Origin of the sequence: Haloferax sp. Atlit-6N (genome assembly GCF_003383195.1) — an archaeon.
In the GTDB taxonomy this organism is placed as follows: domain Archaea; phylum Halobacteriota; class Halobacteria; order Halobacteriales; family Haloferacaceae; genus Haloferax; species Haloferax gibbonsii.
Window position 1 is genome coordinate 450,742 of record NZ_QEQJ01000002.1, and the last position, 16,720, is coordinate 467,461.

Sequence of the window (16,720 nt, forward strand, 5' to 3'; positions counted from 1 at the left end):
TAACTGGTTCCGGTTTCAATAGGCGGTTTATATTTCATGTCTCACGACTGTCGGGAAACCGTCCGGATTACCAACGAATTCATTTCTTCTCGCCGCATTACATCTTCACGAGATGAGCGAGCAGCGGGTCACATTCAACGGGGATACGCGGGTACTGTACCGGCAGGCGGTTAGAACGCCCTTGCCGGACGAGGACGCCGAGCGGCTGTTCCACGAGAACATGATGAACATCGCTGACGCCCAAGAGCGGAAGGCGGACATGCTCGCCGACCCCGACATCCCCCTGCTCGAAGCCTACGAGACGCAACTCGAAGGCATTGCGAAGAGTTACAAGCGGCGCTGTCGCCACATCGCCGGCGACGACTACGAGGAGATAGCGATGGCGTACAACCGCGGGGAGCGAGACGACCGCGTCGGTGCGCTCACGGCCTACTACTTCGAGGGACTCTGGCGGATGCAACAGCGAATCACCGTCACCGACATGCTGTTTTTCCCCATCATCCTGCGGTATCCCGACTGCTTTACGGTCAACATCCGCTTCGCCAGCGGCCACACGACCACGGAGTCCGTCCTCTACGAGTCGCCGGAGCACTCCACCGAGGAACTCGACGACGAGTACGCCGAGCGCTACTACAACGAGAGCCTCTACTCGCAGAAGGAGGCCGCCGAGTACATCAGAGACACCGCACAGATAATTCGCGAGGAGTTCCCCAGTCCCGACGAGTCCACGTTCGAGGAGCGGAAGTACGGTGGCATCACCTCGGCAGGCGGCCGCAAGGGACCGGTGTTCTCGTCGATGCTCAAACGGGTCGAACCGGACCCGAACCGGTTTTCCGAGCCGGTCGACGAGCCGACGCTCGTCGAGGAGGGCGAGGAGGCGCGGCGAACCGAGCGTGAGCTACTCCCCGAGGGCGCTATCGTCCTCTGAGGCGGTCGCCGCCGAGTCGCCGCCATCGACCCGCGCTTCCGTCGCGCTCGGGAGCGCCTCCGCGGCTGGGGCCGCCCCGTCGTCCGCAACGTCGAAGCAGTCGAGCGCGACCTGGAGGTCACCGGCGCGCTCGGCGAGTCTGTCCACCCGCTCCGCGACCGATGCGAGCGCCGCCGTCTGTTCTTCGGTCGCCGCCGCGGCCTCGCGTGCGCCGGCGCTGGTCCGGTCGCTGATGGCGGACACGTCTTCGACCATGGCGGCGACCTCGGTCGTCGCCTCGGCCTGCCGGTCGGTCGCGCGGCGAATCTCCCGAACTCCCTCCGAGGTGTCGGTCGCGTCGTCAACGATGGTGTCGATGGCCTCGACGGCCTCCTCGATGGTCTCGGAGCCCTCACCGACCCGCATCCGCGTCTGTCTGATGTCCGCGGCTGTCGCCTCGGCCTGCTCGCGCACGCGGTCGATTGAGGCGCCGATTCGCCCGGTCGCCTCCTGCGTCTCCTCGGCGAGTCCCTTCACCTCGTCGGCGACGACGGCGAAGCCGTCACCCGCCTCGCCCGCGTGAGCCGCCTCGATGGAGGCGTTGAGCGCGAGGATGTGCGTCTGCGAGGCGAGTCCGTCGATGAACGCGACCACGTCCTCGATGTCGGTGACGGCGGACGCCAGTTCCTCGACCTGCTCGACCGTGCGGTCGGTCGCCGTCTCGATAGCACGGAGCTCCAAAATCGCCTCGTCGGCCGCGTCGCGGCCGCGTTCGCCGCGGGAGACGGCGGCCTCGGCGTTGTCGGCGACCGACGCGGCCGAGGCGCTCACCTGCTGAATCGTCGCCGAGAAGTCGTTGACGCGCTCGGCCACGTCGTCGAGGTGTTCGTCCTGTCGGACCGCGTCGTCGAGGATGTCGGTCATCGACTCGGCGACCGCCTCGCCGGCGTCGTTCACCTCGGCGACGCCCGTGCTCGTCGCCGCGCTCGACTCCGCCACCGCCCGGCTGAAGGTCTGCGCGTCGGCGATGACCGCCCCGAGTTCGTCCATCGTCCGGTTGTACGCCCGCGCGATGTCGCCCATCGCGGCGCTCTCGGAGTCGGGGTCCATCCGGCAGGCGACGTCGCCGTCGGCACAGCGCTCCATGACTACGCGGTACTCCTCCGCCTTCGCTTCGAGGTGGTCGTTGAGGGTCTCTGCCTCGTTCAGACTCGTTCGCAGGGACGCACGCATCTCGTCGAAGGAGTCGTACAGCGTTCCGAACTCGTCGATGCGGTCGGTTTCGAGGTCCACGTCGAGGTCGCCGTCCGACATCTCCTCGGCGCGCGCGGTCAGTTCGTCGAGCGTCCGCGTGGTTCGCCGGCCGACGACGACCGCCACGGCACCCAGCGAGCCGAGCGCGACGAGTATCGTCGCGAGGAGGCCGCCGCCGACGCGGTCGCGGACGCCGTAGGCGCTGGCGGCAGGGACCGCCGTCGAGAGCGTCCAGTCCACGCCGTCGAGTTCGGTGTACGCGACGACGTCCCCGCCGGAGGTTCGGAAGGTGGCCGCATCCCCGTTCGCAAGCAGGCCGTCGTCGGGGGGTGCAACACTCCCGTTTTCGGCCGTCGTGACGATGGTCGTCCCGTCCGCGCCGTAGAGCGTGCTCTCGCTTCCGGCCATCGTCTGCTCGGTCGCCGCGAGCCGGGCCGGGAGGCTGACGGTGACGAGGACGACCGACTCGGCGTTCTCCGGTGGCTTGCTCGCGAGGACGAACGACACCTCGTCGTCGACCGGCGACCGGAAGGTCGACGAGGAGACGTACACCCGCTCTGGCTCGGGGTTGACATTCCGTTCGAGGTCGTCCCACGGGAGGCCGACCGCGGCGGCCGACTCGCCCTCCAGCGAACTGGCGGTGCTCTCTTTGATTTCGCCGGTTGCGTAGTCGACGTAGTGGATGGCCGTCACGTCGGACTGACCGAGTTCGCCGCTCCGCTGAAAGAGATAGCTACTGGCCGCCTGCGAGTTGCCGAGTTGGAACTGCCACGTCGAAGACGTGGTGCGGGTCTGGAGACGCTTGCTGGCGAGCCACGATTCGAGCCCGTCGGCCTGCAGGTCCGCGGTCGCCGTGAGCTGTTGTTCGACCTGCGCGTCGAGCGTGTCGTGGACCTGCGTGTAGGTGACTGCGCCGGCGCCCGCCATCACCACCATGGCGACGAGGACGGCGGCGAAGAACTTCCGGGCGTAGGTGCGGCGAATCGCCCGCGGGACCGCCGCCGAGACGGACGGCCGCGGGAATCGGTCGCCGAGTCTGTCTGATAGGCCGTCGGGAAGCGCGTCCCGAAGGCGTGACCAGCGTTCTCCCATCGAGCGGGAGTTTCGTTTCATCTGTGATAAATTCGTCTACTATATAGATATAATTGAGCAAATATCCACATGGATAGAACACCCAAATCGCCGGCCGAAGTCGAGCATAACCGGAGACGAGACGCGAGAATAAACGCCCTATATCTGCTTTTTCCCGTTGTTGCTTCGATAGCACTAGCCCGATTCGAGCGATGGGTGAGAGACTCGTCCGGATGTCTTCGGCGATATCGATTTTCAGAGTATATAGTTTCAAAATCGAAAACGAGCGGAGTATCCCGCGAGCAACGGTATAAGTATCTCACCGCCGAAGACGAGCCATGGACGGTCACGCGCGGGGGTCGCGTCGCGAGACGCCGCGAGACGTGGTCAGATTCTATCTTCTCGACCACCGGACCGCGGTCGGCAAGGCCATCGACATCGCGCTCCTCGCACTCAACCTGCTTTTCGTCGGGGTGTTCGTCGTAGAGACCTACCCGCTTTCGGCGTCGGTCCAGTCGACGCTCTGGTCCGTCGAGGCCGCCGTCTCTCTCGTGTTCCTCGCGGAGTACCTCCTCCGGCTCTACGGCGCGCGGGACCGGACCGCCGAACTGTTCAACGTCTACTCGTTCGTCGACCTGCTGGCTATCTTGCCGACGCTGGCGGTGCTCGCGCTTCCCATCTCGTCGGTCGCCGCCAACATCGGCTTCCTGCGGGCGATTCGCGTGGTCCGCGTCCTCCGGTTCTACCGCTTCACGCGCGACGAGGAGTTCTTCTTCGGCACCGTCTCGGTCGGCACGCTCCGCGTGATGAAACTGCTGTTGACGGTGCTCACCATCTTCTTCGTCGCCGCGGGGATGTTCTACTCGTTCGAACACCGAGTGAACCCCGGCATCGGGACGTTCGGCGACGCGTTTTACTTCATCGTCGTCGCGCTCTCGACGGTCGGCTTCGGCGACATCGTCCCGGTGACCGAGGCGGGGCGGTGGGTGACGGTCGCCGCCATCCTCGCGGGCGTCATCCTCATCCCGTGGCAGGCGAGCAAAATCGTCAAGGAGTGGGGCCACCGCGACAAGGTCAACGTCACCTGCCAGAACTGCGGGCTGGCCTACCACGACGCCGACGCCTCCCACTGCAAGTCCTGCGGCCACGTCATCTATCAGGAGTACGACTCGCGAGAGTGAGTACGACTCGCGGGTGAACGAACGCGGCCGCGACGCGGTCACAACCGCGGGTCGAACCGCCGCCGCTGTTCGAACATGAATATTTATTACAGATTGGTCTGTACTGCCGGGTACAACAATGTCGGTCGTACGCGTACTTCGCTAACTCTTCTCGTCGCCGCACAGCCGTCCGACCGACCCGAACCATCCAAAATCGTGAGCACAAACGCCACCCCGACCTACGAACCGACCCTGCGAACAGACCGCGACCCGACCACCGAGGGCGAGACACGCCCCAACGCCGACCGCACCGACCCCGCGGCGGGCGTCGCCCGGTGTCAGCGCCAGTTCGAATCGACGCGCACCGAGCGCATCCACAACCTCGTCGACCGCGAGAACCGGTCGATGCCCCGGATGAACCGGGAGTCCGCGTCCGACTGAGGTGCGTCGGCGGCGCATTCGTGGCCGTTCCCGTCTCCGTTCACTTGCGGAGACACGTCGCTTGAAGTGAGTGGCCGACCGACGGGAGAGCGATGCGATTGGCACGGATTCGAACCGACGACGGAGTGGTGTCGGGTCGGTACGACGACGGCGTCGTAACGGCCGACGGCGAGGAGTACGAAGTCGGCGTCGACGCCGAGTTGCTCGCGCCCTGCGAGCCGACCGCGCTCTACTGCGTGGGTCGGAACTACGCGGCGACGGTCGACCAGATGGACTACGATATTCCCGACCAGCCGGACTGGTTCATCAAGCCGCCGGTGTCGGTGCTCGACCCCGGCGCGGACATCGAGTACCCCGACTGGACCGACGAACTGACCTACGCCGGCGAACTGGCGGCCGTCATCGACCGCGAGTGCTCGGACGTGGCCGAGGAAGACGTGTCCGACGTGGTCCGCGGCTACACGATTCTCAACGACCTCGACGCGCTCGACCAGCCCGGCCGGACCGCCCGGAAGGCCTTCGACGGCTCCGGGCCGCTCGGCCCGTGGATAGAGACCGACGTGGAGCCCGCGAACATCGACATGACGACCCACGTCGGCGGTGAACTCCGGCAGGAAGCGAACACCGAGCGGATGCTCTTTTCGCCCGCCGAGGTCGTCTCGTTCCTCTCGGAGCGCTACACCTTCCAGCCGGGCGACGTGATCTCGTTCGGCAGCCCGGCGAACCCCGGACTGGTCGAGGCCGGCGACGACGTGGAAATCTGGTACGAGGGCGTCGGAACGCTCACGAACAGCGTCGTCGACGGCGAGTAAGGAGGCGCGCGGCGAGACGACGAGGTGTGAGCGGACGACCGACGGTCGTCAGGTCGCTCGGCTCAGTTCAGCGCCTCGACCTCGTCCGTGAGGTCGCCCGGCTCGTCCACGGGACCGTTGACGAACAGGCCGTGCGCCATCACGACGGCCGCGAGGGCGCTGAAGCCGACGAGCGTCGTCTGCGGCTCCATCGAGGTGAGTCGGCCGGCGACGACGCCGGCGACGAGGCTCCCGAGGATGCCGAGGAGTACGAGGTCGTAGTACTGCCACGTGTAGCCCATGGAGGAGCGTTGGAGAGCCAGCGGCGAAGGCGTGGCGCTCGGTTCCGCCGTCGAAGGAGGTGAAACGAACGCCGACGCGTCGGTGCCGCGGGGAGGACGGTCACGGAACGGCTATACGTCGCCAGACACTCGAACCCCTATGGAGTATCAGACTGCGCTCGACCGAGCGCTCAACGTCCTACCGGAACGAAACGTCGAACAGGAACGCCTCAAAGTGCCGGACCCGTCCGGCGAGACCGACGGCGCGTTCACCCGCCTCACCAACCTCGGGGAGATCGCGGACGCGCTCTCGCGGACGCCCGCACACCTCCACAGCGCCATCCAGCGCACGCTCGGGACGAGCGGTCAGCTGGAAGGCGACCGCGCCCGCTACAGCGGGTCGTTCTCCATCAACGACTTCGAGGAGGCCATCGACGGCTACGTCGAGGAGTACGTCATCTGCTCGGAGTGTGGCCTGCCGGACACCCGCCTCGTCACCGAGGACGGCGTCGACATGCTTCGCTGTGAGGCCTGTGGTGCGTTCCGCCCGGTCCAGAAGCGCTCCAGCGTGAGCAACAAGCGCCAGCGCGAGGCCGTCGAAGAGGGTCGCACCTACGAGGTCGAAATCACCGGGACCGGCCGCAAGGGCGACGGCGTCGCCCAGCGCGGGAAGTACACCATCTTCGTGCCCGGCGCGCAGGAAGGACAGACCGTCCGCGTCTATATCAAGAACACGAGCGGGTCGCTCGCGTTCGCGCGACTCGCCTGAGCCGGACGCACGCGTCGCACCGACGCGGCGGAACACGAGTCGCTCGGCGACCGATTTCCGCGCACAGTCTCATATTCTCTCGCCGCGGTCGCTTCTTTCGCGGGCCGGTTCACCGACGTCGGCGACGCCCGCGAGACGCAGTTATTCGTCTTCGCCGGCCTCGCCGCTCTCACCGGCCTCACCGCCGCACCGACCGCGGAGGCCGAACAGCGCGACGAGGAGGAACACCGCTCCCTCTACTCGCGCCGCCGTCACCACCCACGGCTTCACCGTCATCTCGCCGCCGTCCTCGTAGGCGAGGCGCGTCAACACGGCGATTAGTTTGTCCGGAACGAGCAGTTCAACCAGACCGAACGCCGCCAGCAGAGCTCGGAGCATATCCACATATCGGGGCGGAATCGGTGAAAAGGCGACGCTCGTTCCTACGACGCGGGAGCGATGGCCTCCCCCGTTCTCGGCTTGCCACCGCGACGACCGACGGGCCTACTCGCCAGACTCGAACCCCGCGACGAACGCGTCGGTCGAATCCCGCCACGCGGCCGCGAGGTCGTCCGAGAGCGGGTCGGCGTCCCAGGGCTCGACCTCATCGTGGTCGTCCAGCCACGACACCACCTCGCGGACACCGTCCTCGAACGCGACCGTGTAGCGGAATCCGAGGTCGGCCTGCGCCCGGCTGTTGTCGAAGACGGTGCTGTACCGGAAGTGGTCCCGGAGCATCCGCGTCCGGTCGGGCGCGACCGCGCGGAGCACCTCGGTCGGGACGTGGACGAGGTCGGGTTCGGGCGCGTCGAGCGCGGCCGCGACGCGCTCGTGGTACTGGTTCCACGTCATCGTCTCCTCGCTCGTGACGTTGTAGGCGCGGCCGCCGACGCCCGGACGCTCGACCGCGCCGACGAACGCCCGCGCCACGTCGTCGCGGTGACACGGCCCCCACAGCGAGGTGCCGTCGCCGTGGACGATGACCGGCTTCCCCTCACGGATTCGGTCGATGTACGACGAGTCCGTGCCGAGCGTGTGGACGAGCGTCCCGCCCTCGCCGTAGGTGTTCCACGGGCGGAGGACGACCACCTCGAACCCGTCGGGGTCGTGCGCGTCGAAGAACGCGTCTTCGGCGGCGATTTTCCCGGCCGCGTAGTCGCTGACCGGCGGGTTCCGCGGGCTCGATTCGGTGACGGGATTCTTCGGCGGCGGCCGGTGATACACGTCGATGGTGCTGCAGAAGACGTAGCGGTCGACGACGCTTCGGCAGATTTCGATTGCCCCGCGGGCGGTCTCGGCGTCGAAACACGCCATGTCGACGACGACCTCGGGGCTCGCGTCCCGAATCGCGCCGCGGAGCACCGACGGGTCGTCGCGGTCGCCGGCGACCCGTTCGACGCCCGACGGGAGGTCGTCGTCGGTCTCGCCCCGCTGGAGGCTGGTCACGTCGTGGCCGGCGGCGACGAGTCGCCGAACGATTCCCGTGCCGAGCAGTCCGGTTCCGCCGATGACGAACACGTCCATGCGTCGTGAGGCGCTGCGAGCGGTGATAAACCCCCGACTGCGGGGCGACAACACTCATCCCGCCGCAAAGCGAATAATCGATTATGAAGGTATATCTCACTGACGGGACGAGCTTCGAGTGCGGCGGCTACAAGGCGCTCGACTCCGGCGGGGTCGTCCTCACGGCCGACAAGAAGCGAAAACAGGTCGTCGGCTACGTGCCGGCGGACGCGCTGGTGTACGTCCTCCCCGACGACGTGGAGCCGGGCGACTCGCTCGCCGAAGGTGGCGTCGGAGACCGAGACGACGACACCGACGACGCGGACGACGCGTCCGGAGACGACGAGGGTGAAGGGGAAGCCGAAGCCGACGGCGACGGACACGACACCGGAGACAGCGAGACGGCCGACCGCGACGACGACGCCGACCCGACCATCGCCGAAGCCGGCGTCGACCCGGACGTCGCGGGCGTGAGCGCCGTCGCCGACGGGAAGAACGAACACACCCACGAAGACCTCGCGGCGCGCATCGACGAGGTCGAAGGTCGAGTGGACGGCCTCGACGGTCGCGTGGACGCGATGACCGAACAGTTGGCGACGGTCGTCTCGGCGGGCGGCGTGGGTGCCGAAGCCGCCGACGAGGAAGCGCGGGACCCCGAGGACCCGCGGAACATCCGCGGCATCGGCGAGGCGTACGCGACTCGGCTCCGGGCGGCGGGCATCGACACCGTGTCGGCGCTCCGCGAGGCGTCTGACGAGGAACTCGCCGCCGCCGCGGACGTGTCGGCCCGACGGGTTACCGACTGGAAACGGCGGGCCGAGCGGTACGCCGAGCGACTGGCGTCGGAAAGCGACCCCGAACCGGAGAGTGACGCGCGCACCGAAAACGAGACCGACGCCGACGACGCGACCGGTGACGAGTAGCCGCCCGCACCGCTTCCGTTTCCGGGAGCCGCGTCTCCCCGCGAGGTCCGTCCCTCGTCCCGCGTAGTTCCCATCGCGCGGGAACTGGCGAAGAGGGTGATACTGTCCCCGCCTAACTCCCAGTTGATGTACGACACAATCCTCGTGCCGATAGACGGGAGCGATTCGATGCAGCCGGTCGTCGAAGACGCCGCGGAACTCGCCGCAGAGCGCGACGCCGCCGTCTCCCTGCTCTACGTCGTCGACGAACGCGCCTTCCTGACGCTCGCCGACGAGCGCGTCGACGAGGTGTACGAGGAACTCAGGTCGCAGGGCGAAGCCGCGCTCGCCGAGGCCGCCGAGACGATGGCCGAGTACGGCGTCGACGCCGCCACGGAACTCCGCCGCGGCGACCCGGCCGAGGAGATTCTCGCGTTCGCCGAGGAGATAGACGCGGCGCTCATCTCGATGGGCACCCACGCGCGCTTCGAGGACAACATCCTCGGAAGCGTCTCGCGGTCGGTCGTCGTCCAGTCGAAGATTCCCGTGCTCGCCACCCCCATCGAGCGGCGGTAATCCGCCCGCGCCGGGCGAGCGAGTGCGTCGCAACCGTAAAGCGGGTTCCGTGGTCCCGTGTCTCGCGTCTGTCCCCGATTCTCGCCGGGGTCGGTCAATCCCCGATTCTCGTCGCGTTTCCGGCCCGGCCCCCTCGATTCAGAGTCGCAGGAGCAACAGGAGGACGCCGAAGAACGTCGAGGCGGCGCTGATGAGAAGCAGGCCGCCGCTGAGGACGAGCGTGCCGCCGTCGAGCGTCGGGGTCGTCCCGCTGGCGGCGACGTTCATCACCGACATGCCCGCCGAGAGGTCGGCGACGGGGGCGAGGACGGCGATACAGAACGTTACGAGGCCGGCGACGACGAGGGCGTAGGGCGTGAACGGGGGACTCCGCCGAGTCGGATGGCGGCGAACCGGGTAGCTGCGAGACATACCTCTCGTACGTCGCCATCCTAATTTGGTACGTGTCGGCTACTCGCAGGAGACGAGCGTTAGACCCGCCCTACCGCCGTGATACCGCGATTCTCGACGTGGCGCGGGCACCGTCGGCTCGCACCCGACGGTCGGGCGGTTTTCGGCCTAAGTCGAGCCTAACCTCGGGCGGATGCACCGCGAAGCCGTGGTCTGGTTCGGAACCGGCTCTTCTGTCCCCGGGCGACGAGGAAAACAGAGAACAGACCCCGACAGACGCACATCGGCGGTCGGCGTGAGGGCGGCGTGAGGGCGGCGGCGAGTGCGTCGGTCCGGTCTCCGAACGCCGAGTCTTACTCCTCGTCCGACTCGAAATCGAGCGCGACCGAGTTGATACAGAAGCGCTTGCCGGTCGGCTCCGGGCCGTCGTCGAAGACGTGGCCGAGGTGGCCGCCGCAGGTCGAACAGACGACCTCGGTGCGGTCCATCCCGTGGCTCAGGTCGCGTCGAAGCTCGATGTTCGAGTCCTCGGCGGCGTAGAAGCTCGGCCACCCGCAGTTCGAGTCGTACTTCGTCTCCGAGTCGAACAGCTCGGTCCCACAGCCGGCACAGCGGTAGACGCCGTCGTCGCTCCGGTCGACGTGCTCGCCGGAGAACCGCGGCTCGGTCCCCTGCTCGCGGAGGACGCGGTAGGCGTCCTCCGAGAGTCGCTCGCGCCACTCTGACTCCGAGAGGCTGAATTCGCTATCGCTCATACGTCGAAAGAGGGTTCGAACGCCCAAAGGCTCGTCGGCTACCCGGGTCGGAGGTCGGTCGGCTACCCGCGTCGGAGGAACTCCGGCAGCCGAATCCGAGAGAAGTCGTCGCCGCCGCCGTCGAGGACGGACGCTCGGCCGACGGCTTTGGGAATGCCCTGTTTGTCCGTCGGCTTCTGCATCGTCACGTCGGCGCGCCCCGCCGTGGAGGGCGATGTCTCCTCGTCGACGAGCGCCTCCCAGACGTCCTGTTTCGAGTCGTACTCCGACTCGTTGCGGGCGACCCGCTGTTTCCCCTCCTCGAAGGCGAGTTGGAGGACGCTCCGGCCGTAGGCCGTGCCGGCCTGCCGGCGGATGCGCTCGAACTCGCCGCGGTTCGGGTGACCGAGCGCGCTGGAGACGCCGAGGGCGTACATCCGGCGGATGGCCTCCTCGTCCGAAATCGTCCGCCAGTCCGTTCCGAAGACCCGTTCGTACATTGTTGTGGTTACCTCAGAGGTCGACCTTCGACCGGGGGTCGACGACCAGTCCGTTGTCGGTGAAGTCGAGCGACCGGATGTCGCAGTCGATGTTCGTCCCGCGCATCTTGATGACCTGAATGCCGCGCGTCATCCCCGTCGCCTCCAGATAGTTGTGGAAGAACACCACGCCGTGAGCGAGGAAGTGCTCGTCGGAGTACGACGAGGGGTCGGTCATCTCGGAGATGAGAAGCGTCGTGGCGTCGCCCTGCTTGAGCGCCGTCAGAAACCGCGTCATCTCCTCGGAGCCGTTGGCGAAAAACAGCCGGAGCAACATCGTCGAGTCGATGACGAGGCGGTCGACCTGCCGGGAGTTGACGAACGCGACGATTTTGTCGGTGAGGCTCTGGACGCTCGACGACCCCCCGGTCTGGGAGAACTGGTTGAGGATGTGTTTCCCCTTCGGGCTCACGAGGTTGATGAAGCGAAAGCCCTCGGAACTGGCCAGCGTCTCGAAGCCGAAGTCGAAACTCGACATGTCGTTTATCAGCTCGTCTTCGGTCTCGTGCATGGTGATGTACATGCACTTCTCGCCGTTACGAAGCCCCTCGGCCATGAACTGCGCCGTGAACGTCGTCTTCCCGCTCCCCGGCGGTCCGCTCAGTACGTACAGTCGGCGCGGGAGGAAGCCACCCTGGATGAGCTCGTCGAACCCGCTTACCCCACTCGGAATCCGCATGGTCGGACACTCGCCCGTCTTATTATAATCGTTCCGGGACTAGTATCGAAATTGAGACTTCGAGACGGCGCCGGCGGACGACTCGTCACTCGGGGAACAGTTCGACTTCAGATTCGATACTGTCGATGGCCGCCACGTCGGCCGCGTCGAGTTCCAGCGAGACGGCGTCGAGGTTCGCCCGGAGGTGGCGCTCGCTGGACGCTTTCGGGATGGGACACAGCCCCTTTTCGGCCAGCCACGCGAGGCTCACCGCCTCGGGCGTCGCGTCGTGTTTCTCCGCGACCGCGACGACCTCGTCCACGTCGCGGACGCGGCCCCCCGAAAGCGGCGAGTACGCGACCACGTCGTAACCGCGTTCCTCGGCGTGGTCGAGGAGTTCGGGGCGCTGAAACAGCGGGTGGTACTCCGTCTGGTGGGCGACGAGCGGCGCGTCGAGCAGGTCGAGCGCCTCGTCCACCTCGGCGACGGTGAAGTTGCTCACGCCGACGCCGCGGACGAGGCCGTCGTCGACGAGTTCGTCGAAGGCCGCAAGCGTCGCCTCGGGGTCGTAGGTGTCGATGGGGCGGTGGACGTACAGGAGGTCGACGTCGTCGACGCCGAGCCGGTCGAGGCTCTCGCGGGTCGTCCGGCGAACGTCGGCGGGCGCGAGGCTGTCCGCCCAGACCTTGGTGGCGAGCGTCACGTCCTCGCGGGGCACGTCGGCGGCCGCGAGCGCGTCGCCGACGACCGCCTCGTTGCCGTAAATCTGTGCGGTGTCGACGTGGCGATAACCAAGCTCCAGCGCCGTCGTCACGGCGGCGGCCTCGTCGGGCGTGTCGAGGCCCATCGTCCCGAGACCGATGCGGGGGAGCGACCGGGTCATCGAGACGACTCACCGCCCTCGCGGCCGCCGTCGGCCGCGGGACCAGACGCGGCGGACGCGTCGCCGACGACGGGTACGCCGTCGAGTTCGAGCAGGTCGTCGAGGCCGGCGATTTCGTGGGTCGGGTCGGGCGTCGGCGTGTGGTCGGCGCGGTGGCCCCGGCGGATGAACGCGGAGTCGACGCCCGCGGCCTCCGCGGCGGCGATGTCGCTGTCGCTGTCGCCGACGAACAGCGGCGAGTCGACGCCGAGGTCGGCCATGGCGCGTTCGAGGTAGTAGGGTTCGGGCTTCTTGCGGTGGAGGCTCGTCATCGAGGGCTCGCGGCCGTAGGCGGTGCCGAACAGGTCCGCGGCGTCGAGGTGGTCGACGACGAAGTCGATGGTGGCCTGCTGGTTGCTGGAGACGATGCCCATCGGCGCGTCGATGCGGCGGAGCGCGTCGAAGTCGTCGTAGGGGACTTTCCGGCCGTCGGCGATGGCCCGCCGTTGGGCGGCCGACTGGCGTTCGTCGCGGACGCGGAACAGCGTCTCGGGGTCGAGGTCGTAGGGCTCGGCGGCGGCGCGCACGTCCTCGGGAGAGACGTGGATGACCACCTGCTCGACGTGGTCCGGGTCGGGGTCGGTGACGCCGAGTTCGGCGAAGGCGTCCCACGTCGCGTCGCGGAGGGGCGAGAGTTCGACGAGCGTGGTCAACACGCCGTCGTGGTCGAAGATGACCGAGTCGTACATACCCGGACTCCGGCGGCGCGACGTGAATCGTTTTCGCCTCCGGCCGCGGCCGCGAGCGCGAACACGGTCCCCAATCCCGCCGCGTTGCGAGTCTTTTAGCGCCTCGAAGCCTCACGTCTGACCAATGCTGGCTGGACTCACACGCGGGGTGGCGAGATGACTCGCGACGTGTGCATCGTCGGAGCCGGGGCCGCTGGGGCTGGCGCGGCCTACGCGCTCCGCGACGCGAACGCGAACGTCACGATTCTCGAGAAGAGCCGCGGGGTGTGCGGTCGCGCCGCGACGCGCCGCCGACAGGGCTGTCGGTACGACCACGGCGCGAACTACGTGAAAGACTACGACCGCCGAACGGCGCAGCTCGTCCGCGGACTGGGCGCGGACGGGTTGGTCAACATCGACGAGCCGGTCTGGACGTTCGACGGCGACGGCGTCATCTCGGAGGGCGACCACCGGGACCAACACAAGTGGACGTGGACCGAGGGCATCACCCAACTGGCGAAGCGCCTGCTCGCGGAGACGGAGGCGACCGTCGAGCGCGAGACGCGCGTCGCCGCCATCGACCACAACCCCGACAGCGGCTACTGGTCCGTCGTCGACGAGTCGGGGACGCGCCACGGCCCGTTCGACTCGGTGCTGCTGACGCCGCCGGCCCCGCAGACGGCCGCGATTCTGACCGAGATGGGCTGGGGCGACCAGTGCATGGTCGCGCTCCGCGAGGCCATCGGGAGCGTCGAGTACCGGACGGTTCGAACCGTCGTCCTCCACTACCCCTTCGAGCGCGAGGAGCCGTGGTACGCCCTCGTCAACCCCGACAAGACCCATCCCGTCGGCTGGGTCGCCCGCGAGGAGTGCAAGGAGGGCCACGTCCCCGACGGCGAGAGCCTGCTCGTCGTCCAACCGAGCCCCGAGTGGTCCGAGGCGCACTACGACGACCCCCTCGACGACGCGGCCGACGAGGTCGCCGGGATGGTCGCCGAACTCCTCGACGACGAGCGCCTGCGCGACCCCGACTGGGTGGACGACCAGGGCTGGCGGTACGCCCTCCCCGACGGCGTCGCCGACCGCGAGATACTCCGCCGCGGGGAGCCCCACGGCCTCTACTTCGCCGGCGACTGGACGGTCGGCGAGGGCCGGGTCCACGCCGCCCTCTGGAGCGGCGTCGACGCGGGCGAGCGAATCGCCGAGCAGTAGTCGAAAAGAGCCGGCTGCGACGACCTCGCCGACGACGTCAGAGGTCGACGCGACGACCCCGACGCGGCCTCAGATGTCGACGTCTTCGCCGTACACCGACTCGCCGCGCTGGAGCCGCGCGGCGATGCCGAACGTCTGTTCTCGCTCCCGGCGCGTCGGCGAGTGCGCCGCGAGGTAGCGCGCGACGCCGACGAGGAGCGTCCGCGCCTCCTCGGGCGGCCGCGTCGCCGCCTGCCTGAACCCGGCTTCGAGCGCCTGGTAGGTGTGGAAGCCGGCGTCCTCGCGGAGCAGCGCGCCCCCGAGTTCGCGGCGGAGCCTCGCCGGGTCGCCGCCGCCGTCGAGGAACCCCGCGGTCGCCCGTCCGGCGTCGTTCACCCGCCCCTCGGCGTCGAAGGCCGCGGACAGCGTTTCGAGTGCTTCCGCCGGGTCGGCGTCGGGCGTCGGGTCGGGAAGCGGGGCCGGGGGCGTGTTCAGGAACCGGTCGAGGTAGACGTTGACGGCGGCGTCGAACGCGCCGCGGTAGAGTTCTCTCGCGCCCGTCCGCTCGGCGAGCCGGTGGACCGCGTTGGCGTAGGTGAACGTGTGGTGGACCGTGTTCCAGTCGCCGAACTCGTTGGTGGTCGAGAAGCGCGCGACCCGCGTGCCGGCGGCGAAGGCGACGACATCGGCGAGTTGGGCGGGCGTCGCGCCGCCTCGAATCGCCTCGGTCAGCGCGTCGACGACGGCGTGCGGGTCGTCGCCGAGGAGGGTGTCGAGCAGGCCGTCCGGTCGGGACCACGTCTCGCCCGCGCCGGCGTCGGCGTGGTCGTCGAGGTCGTCGAACACGTCGTCGAGCGTTCCCGCGAGGTCGATTGGGCGACGCCACTCGGCGGACTCCTCGGCCCGGTCGGCGCGGGCGAGTCCGCGAACGAGGCTCGGGAGGACCTCGTCGGCGCGGTCCCAGCCGACGTGGTCGAGCGCCTCGCAGGCCTTGTTGACGAAGTCGAGGACGTGCCCCGTGTCGAGGTATCGGTGGTCGGTGGCCGCGGCGGCGACCATGCCGGCGAGTTCGGCGTCGTCGCGGCCGGCCGCGATTGCGGTCCGGAGGACGCGCTCCGCCCCGTCGGGGTCGCGGACCTCGACGTTCTCGCGGAACCACGACCGCAGGCGGTCGAAGTCGGTGTCGGTCGCGCCGAGGGCGTCCTGTTCGAACTGCGGCGGTTCGCCGGAGGCGTCGCCCGCGACGTGGACGAGTCCCTGATAGAGCGCGCGCTTTCGGTCGTCGGGGTCGAGGTCGGGGAGGACGTTCGCCATCGCGGTCAGGATAGTGAGACCCGACCCCCAGCCGTCGCGCCGGTAGCGACAGCCGAACCGGACGCCGGTCGAAAGCGGCTCCGTCGGCTCGACGTCGGCGTCGAGGAGGCCGATGACGGACTTCGCGACGACCAGTCGGAGGTTCTGTTCGAGGCCGTCTTCCAGTCGGTTCGACCAGCGGACCGCCGGCGGTTCGTCCGGGTCGGGGTTCGGGTCGACGTAAACCGTCCCGTCGCGCACCTCCACGGGGTAGGTCCGCACGTCGTCGGCCCACGGGTCGAAGGTGTCGCCGCAGGAGAGTTCGAACCGGGCGTGGTGCCAGTGACAGGTCAGCACGCCCTCGTCCACGGAGCCGCGAGCGAGCGGGAAACCCATGTGCGGGCAAGCATTGTCGACGGCTCTGACGGACCCCTCGTGGTCGAAGAGGGCGATAGAGCGACCGTCCAGCGCGACCAGTTCGCGGCCGGACTCGCGGAGGTCCGCGAGGTCGACGGCGGGGCGAAAGCGGTCTTCGGATGCCATGTGCACACGTTCGACACGATAATTCCTAAAGATTCGCTGAAGCGAATTTACGTCGGCGACGTGATGTGTTCCCGGAAACTCCGCATCCGAGGTCCTCTCACCGCCGATTTCGAGTGAATTCGGGATTCACCGACCGATGAACCGCCGT

19 protein-coding genes are annotated in these 16,720 nt (G+C 68.1%); 8 read left to right on the forward strand and 11 right to left on the reverse strand.

Annotated features, from left to right (window positions below):
* Window positions 1-112 precede the first annotated feature (112 nt).
* Window positions 113-928 (forward strand): hypothetical protein, encoded by an 816-nt coding sequence (locus DEQ92_RS11530; protein WP_050459520.1) that lies wholly within the window; start codon window positions 113-115, stop codon window positions 926-928.
* Here the strand turns inward: DEQ92_RS11530 and DEQ92_RS11535 are convergent.
* Window positions 899-3,253: a methyl-accepting chemotaxis protein gene (locus DEQ92_RS11535; RefSeq protein WP_115820793.1), complete on the reverse strand. Its 2,355-nt coding sequence runs from the start codon at window positions 3,251-3,253 to the stop codon at window positions 899-901. The genes DEQ92_RS11530 and DEQ92_RS11535 overlap by 30 nt on opposite strands.
* A gap of 317 nt (window positions 3,254-3,570) precedes the next feature.
* Here DEQ92_RS11535 and DEQ92_RS11540 point away from each other — a divergent pair, with 317 nt between their 5' ends.
* The 3 genes from DEQ92_RS11540 to DEQ92_RS11550 all read left to right on the forward strand — a co-directional run bounded on the left by DEQ92_RS11540 (window position 3,571) and on the right by DEQ92_RS11550 (window position 5,645).
* Window positions 3,571-4,413 (forward strand): ion transporter, encoded by an 843-nt coding sequence (locus tag DEQ92_RS11540; protein WP_115820794.1) that lies wholly within the window; start codon window positions 3,571-3,573, stop codon window positions 4,411-4,413.
* Window positions 4,414-4,608: 195 nt separating this feature from the next.
* Entirely contained in the window at window positions 4,609-4,833 is a 225-nt protein-coding gene (locus DEQ92_RS11545; protein WP_115820795.1) for a hypothetical protein, read from the forward strand.
* Between the two features lie 92 nt (window positions 4,834-4,925).
* Window positions 4,926-5,645, forward strand: a complete 720-nt coding sequence (locus DEQ92_RS11550) for a fumarylacetoacetate hydrolase family protein (protein ID WP_049905113.1) — start codon at window positions 4,926-4,928, stop codon at window positions 5,643-5,645.
* Window positions 5,646-5,707: 62 nt separating this feature from the next.
* Here DEQ92_RS11550 and DEQ92_RS11555 read toward each other — a convergent pair whose 3' ends face one another.
* On the reverse strand, window positions 5,708-5,926 hold the full coding sequence (locus tag DEQ92_RS11555) for a hypothetical protein (RefSeq protein ID WP_004975571.1): 219 nt from the start codon (window positions 5,924-5,926) through the stop codon (window positions 5,708-5,710).
* Between the two features lie 139 nt (window positions 5,927-6,065).
* Between DEQ92_RS11555 and DEQ92_RS11560 the strand changes: the two genes are divergently transcribed.
* On the forward strand, window positions 6,066-6,674 hold the full coding sequence (locus tag DEQ92_RS11560) for a translation initiation factor IF-2 subunit beta (RefSeq protein WP_004975572.1): 609 nt from the start codon (window positions 6,066-6,068) through the stop codon (window positions 6,672-6,674).
* A 141-nt stretch (window positions 6,675-6,815) separates the two neighbouring features.
* Here the strand turns inward: DEQ92_RS11560 and DEQ92_RS11565 are convergent, their stop codons facing one another.
* Both DEQ92_RS11565 and DEQ92_RS11570 read right to left on the reverse strand, forming a co-directional pair.
* Window positions 6,816-7,052: a hypothetical protein gene (locus DEQ92_RS11565; RefSeq protein ID WP_004975573.1), complete on the reverse strand. Its 237-nt coding sequence runs from the start codon at window positions 7,050-7,052 to the stop codon at window positions 6,816-6,818.
* A gap of 105 nt (window positions 7,053-7,157) precedes the next feature.
* Entirely contained in the window at window positions 7,158-8,177 is a 1,020-nt protein-coding gene (locus DEQ92_RS11570; RefSeq protein ID WP_115820796.1) for an NAD-dependent epimerase/dehydratase family protein, read from the reverse strand.
* An 83-nt stretch (window positions 8,178-8,260) separates the two neighbouring features.
* Here DEQ92_RS11570 and DEQ92_RS11575 point away from each other — a divergent pair, with 83 nt between their 5' ends.
* Both DEQ92_RS11575 and DEQ92_RS11580 read left to right on the forward strand, forming a co-directional pair.
* Window positions 8,261-9,079: a helix-hairpin-helix domain-containing protein gene (locus DEQ92_RS11575; protein ID WP_115820797.1), complete on the forward strand. Its 819-nt coding sequence runs from the start codon at window positions 8,261-8,263 to the stop codon at window positions 9,077-9,079.
* A gap of 126 nt (window positions 9,080-9,205) precedes the next feature.
* Window positions 9,206-9,634, forward strand: coding sequence for a universal stress protein (locus tag DEQ92_RS11580; protein ID WP_004975577.1), 429 nt, complete (start codon window positions 9,206-9,208; stop codon window positions 9,632-9,634).
* A gap of 138 nt (window positions 9,635-9,772) precedes the next feature.
* Here DEQ92_RS11580 and DEQ92_RS11585 read toward each other — a convergent pair whose 3' ends face one another.
* The 6 genes from DEQ92_RS11585 to DEQ92_RS11610 all read right to left on the reverse strand — a co-directional run bounded on the left by DEQ92_RS11585 (window position 9,773) and on the right by DEQ92_RS11610 (window position 13,566).
* Window positions 9,773-10,045, reverse strand: coding sequence for a hypothetical protein (locus DEQ92_RS11585; protein ID WP_004975578.1), 273 nt, complete (start codon window positions 10,043-10,045; stop codon window positions 9,773-9,775).
* 332 nt (window positions 10,046-10,377) lie between these two features.
* A complete protein-coding gene (gene msrB / locus DEQ92_RS11590; protein ID WP_004975579.1) occupies window positions 10,378-10,779 on the reverse strand; it encodes a peptide-methionine (R)-S-oxide reductase MsrB in 402 nt (133 codons plus the stop codon).
* 62 nt (window positions 10,780-10,841) lie between these two features.
* Window positions 10,842-11,258 carry a hypothetical protein gene (locus DEQ92_RS11595; protein WP_004975580.1) on the reverse strand — a complete coding sequence of 139 codons (417 nt, stop codon included), beginning with the start codon at window positions 11,256-11,258 and terminating at the stop codon, window positions 10,842-10,844.
* 13 nt (window positions 11,259-11,271) lie between these two features.
* Window positions 11,272-11,976: an ATPase domain-containing protein gene (locus DEQ92_RS11600; protein ID WP_004975581.1), complete on the reverse strand. Its 705-nt coding sequence runs from the start codon at window positions 11,974-11,976 to the stop codon at window positions 11,272-11,274.
* Window positions 11,977-12,061: 85 nt separating this feature from the next.
* Window positions 12,062-12,838, reverse strand: a complete 777-nt coding sequence (locus DEQ92_RS11605; RefSeq protein WP_115805168.1) for an aldo/keto reductase — start codon at window positions 12,836-12,838, stop codon at window positions 12,062-12,064.
* A complete protein-coding gene (locus DEQ92_RS11610; RefSeq protein ID WP_004975583.1) occupies window positions 12,835-13,566 on the reverse strand; it encodes an HAD family hydrolase in 732 nt (243 codons plus the stop codon). Before DEQ92_RS11610 ends, DEQ92_RS11605 begins: the two co-directional genes overlap by 4 nt.
* A 156-nt stretch (window positions 13,567-13,722) precedes the next feature.
* Here DEQ92_RS11610 and DEQ92_RS11615 point away from each other — a divergent pair, with 156 nt between their 5' ends.
* Window positions 13,723-14,757: an NAD(P)/FAD-dependent oxidoreductase gene (locus tag DEQ92_RS11615; RefSeq protein WP_004975584.1), complete on the forward strand. Its 1,035-nt coding sequence runs from the start codon at window positions 13,723-13,725 to the stop codon at window positions 14,755-14,757.
* Between the two features lie 69 nt (window positions 14,758-14,826).
* On the opposite strand, the gene DEQ92_RS11620 is transcribed toward DEQ92_RS11615, so the two are convergent.
* Complete coding sequence (locus tag DEQ92_RS11620) at window positions 14,827-16,572, reverse strand: Rieske (2Fe-2S) protein (RefSeq protein ID WP_115820798.1); 1,746 nt, start codon at window positions 16,570-16,572, stop codon at window positions 14,827-14,829.
* Window positions 16,573-16,720 lie beyond the last annotated feature (148 nt).

Coding starts and splice junctions, on each gene's coding strand:
- DEQ92_RS11530 (WP_050459520.1), top strand. CDS start 113: ATGAGCGAGCAGCGGGTCACATTCAACGGGGATACGCGGGTACTGTAC.
- DEQ92_RS11535 (WP_115820793.1), bottom strand. CDS start 3,253: ATGGGAGAACGCTGGTCACGCCTTCGGGACGCGCTTCCCGACGGCCTA.
- DEQ92_RS11540 (WP_115820794.1), top strand. CDS start 3,571: ATGGACGGTCACGCGCGGGGGTCGCGTCGCGAGACGCCGCGAGACGTG.
- DEQ92_RS11550 (WP_049905113.1), top strand. CDS start 4,926: ATGCGATTGGCACGGATTCGAACCGACGACGGAGTGGTGTCGGGTCGG.
- DEQ92_RS11555 (WP_004975571.1), bottom strand. CDS start 5,926: ATGGGCTACACGTGGCAGTACTACGACCTCGTACTCCTCGGCATCCTC.
- DEQ92_RS11560 (WP_004975572.1), top strand. CDS start 6,066: ATGGAGTATCAGACTGCGCTCGACCGAGCGCTCAACGTCCTACCGGAA.
- DEQ92_RS11565 (WP_004975573.1), bottom strand. CDS start 7,052: ATGCTCCGAGCTCTGCTGGCGGCGTTCGGTCTGGTTGAACTGCTCGTT.
- DEQ92_RS11570 (WP_115820796.1), bottom strand. CDS start 8,177: ATGGACGTGTTCGTCATCGGCGGAACCGGACTGCTCGGCACGGGAATC.
- DEQ92_RS11575 (WP_115820797.1), top strand. CDS start 8,261: ATGAAGGTATATCTCACTGACGGGACGAGCTTCGAGTGCGGCGGCTAC.
- DEQ92_RS11580 (WP_004975577.1), top strand. CDS start 9,206: ATGTACGACACAATCCTCGTGCCGATAGACGGGAGCGATTCGATGCAG.
- DEQ92_RS11585 (WP_004975578.1), bottom strand. CDS start 10,045: ATGTCTCGCAGCTACCCGGTTCGCCGCCATCCGACTCGGCGGAGTCCC.
- msrB (WP_004975579.1), bottom strand. CDS start 10,779: ATGAGCGATAGCGAATTCAGCCTCTCGGAGTCAGAGTGGCGCGAGCGA.
- DEQ92_RS11595 (WP_004975580.1), bottom strand. CDS start 11,258: ATGTACGAACGGGTCTTCGGAACGGACTGGCGGACGATTTCGGACGAG.
- DEQ92_RS11600 (WP_004975581.1), bottom strand. CDS start 11,976: ATGCGGATTCCGAGTGGGGTAAGCGGGTTCGACGAGCTCATCCAGGGT.
- DEQ92_RS11605 (WP_115805168.1), bottom strand. CDS start 12,838: ATGACCCGGTCGCTCCCCCGCATCGGTCTCGGGACGATGGGCCTCGAC.
- DEQ92_RS11610 (WP_004975583.1), bottom strand. CDS start 13,566: ATGTACGACTCGGTCATCTTCGACCACGACGGCGTGTTGACCACGCTC.
- DEQ92_RS11615 (WP_004975584.1), top strand. CDS start 13,723: ATGACTCGCGACGTGTGCATCGTCGGAGCCGGGGCCGCTGGGGCTGGC.
- DEQ92_RS11620 (WP_115820798.1), bottom strand. CDS start 16,572: ATGGCATCCGAAGACCGCTTTCGCCCCGCCGTCGACCTCGCGGACCTC.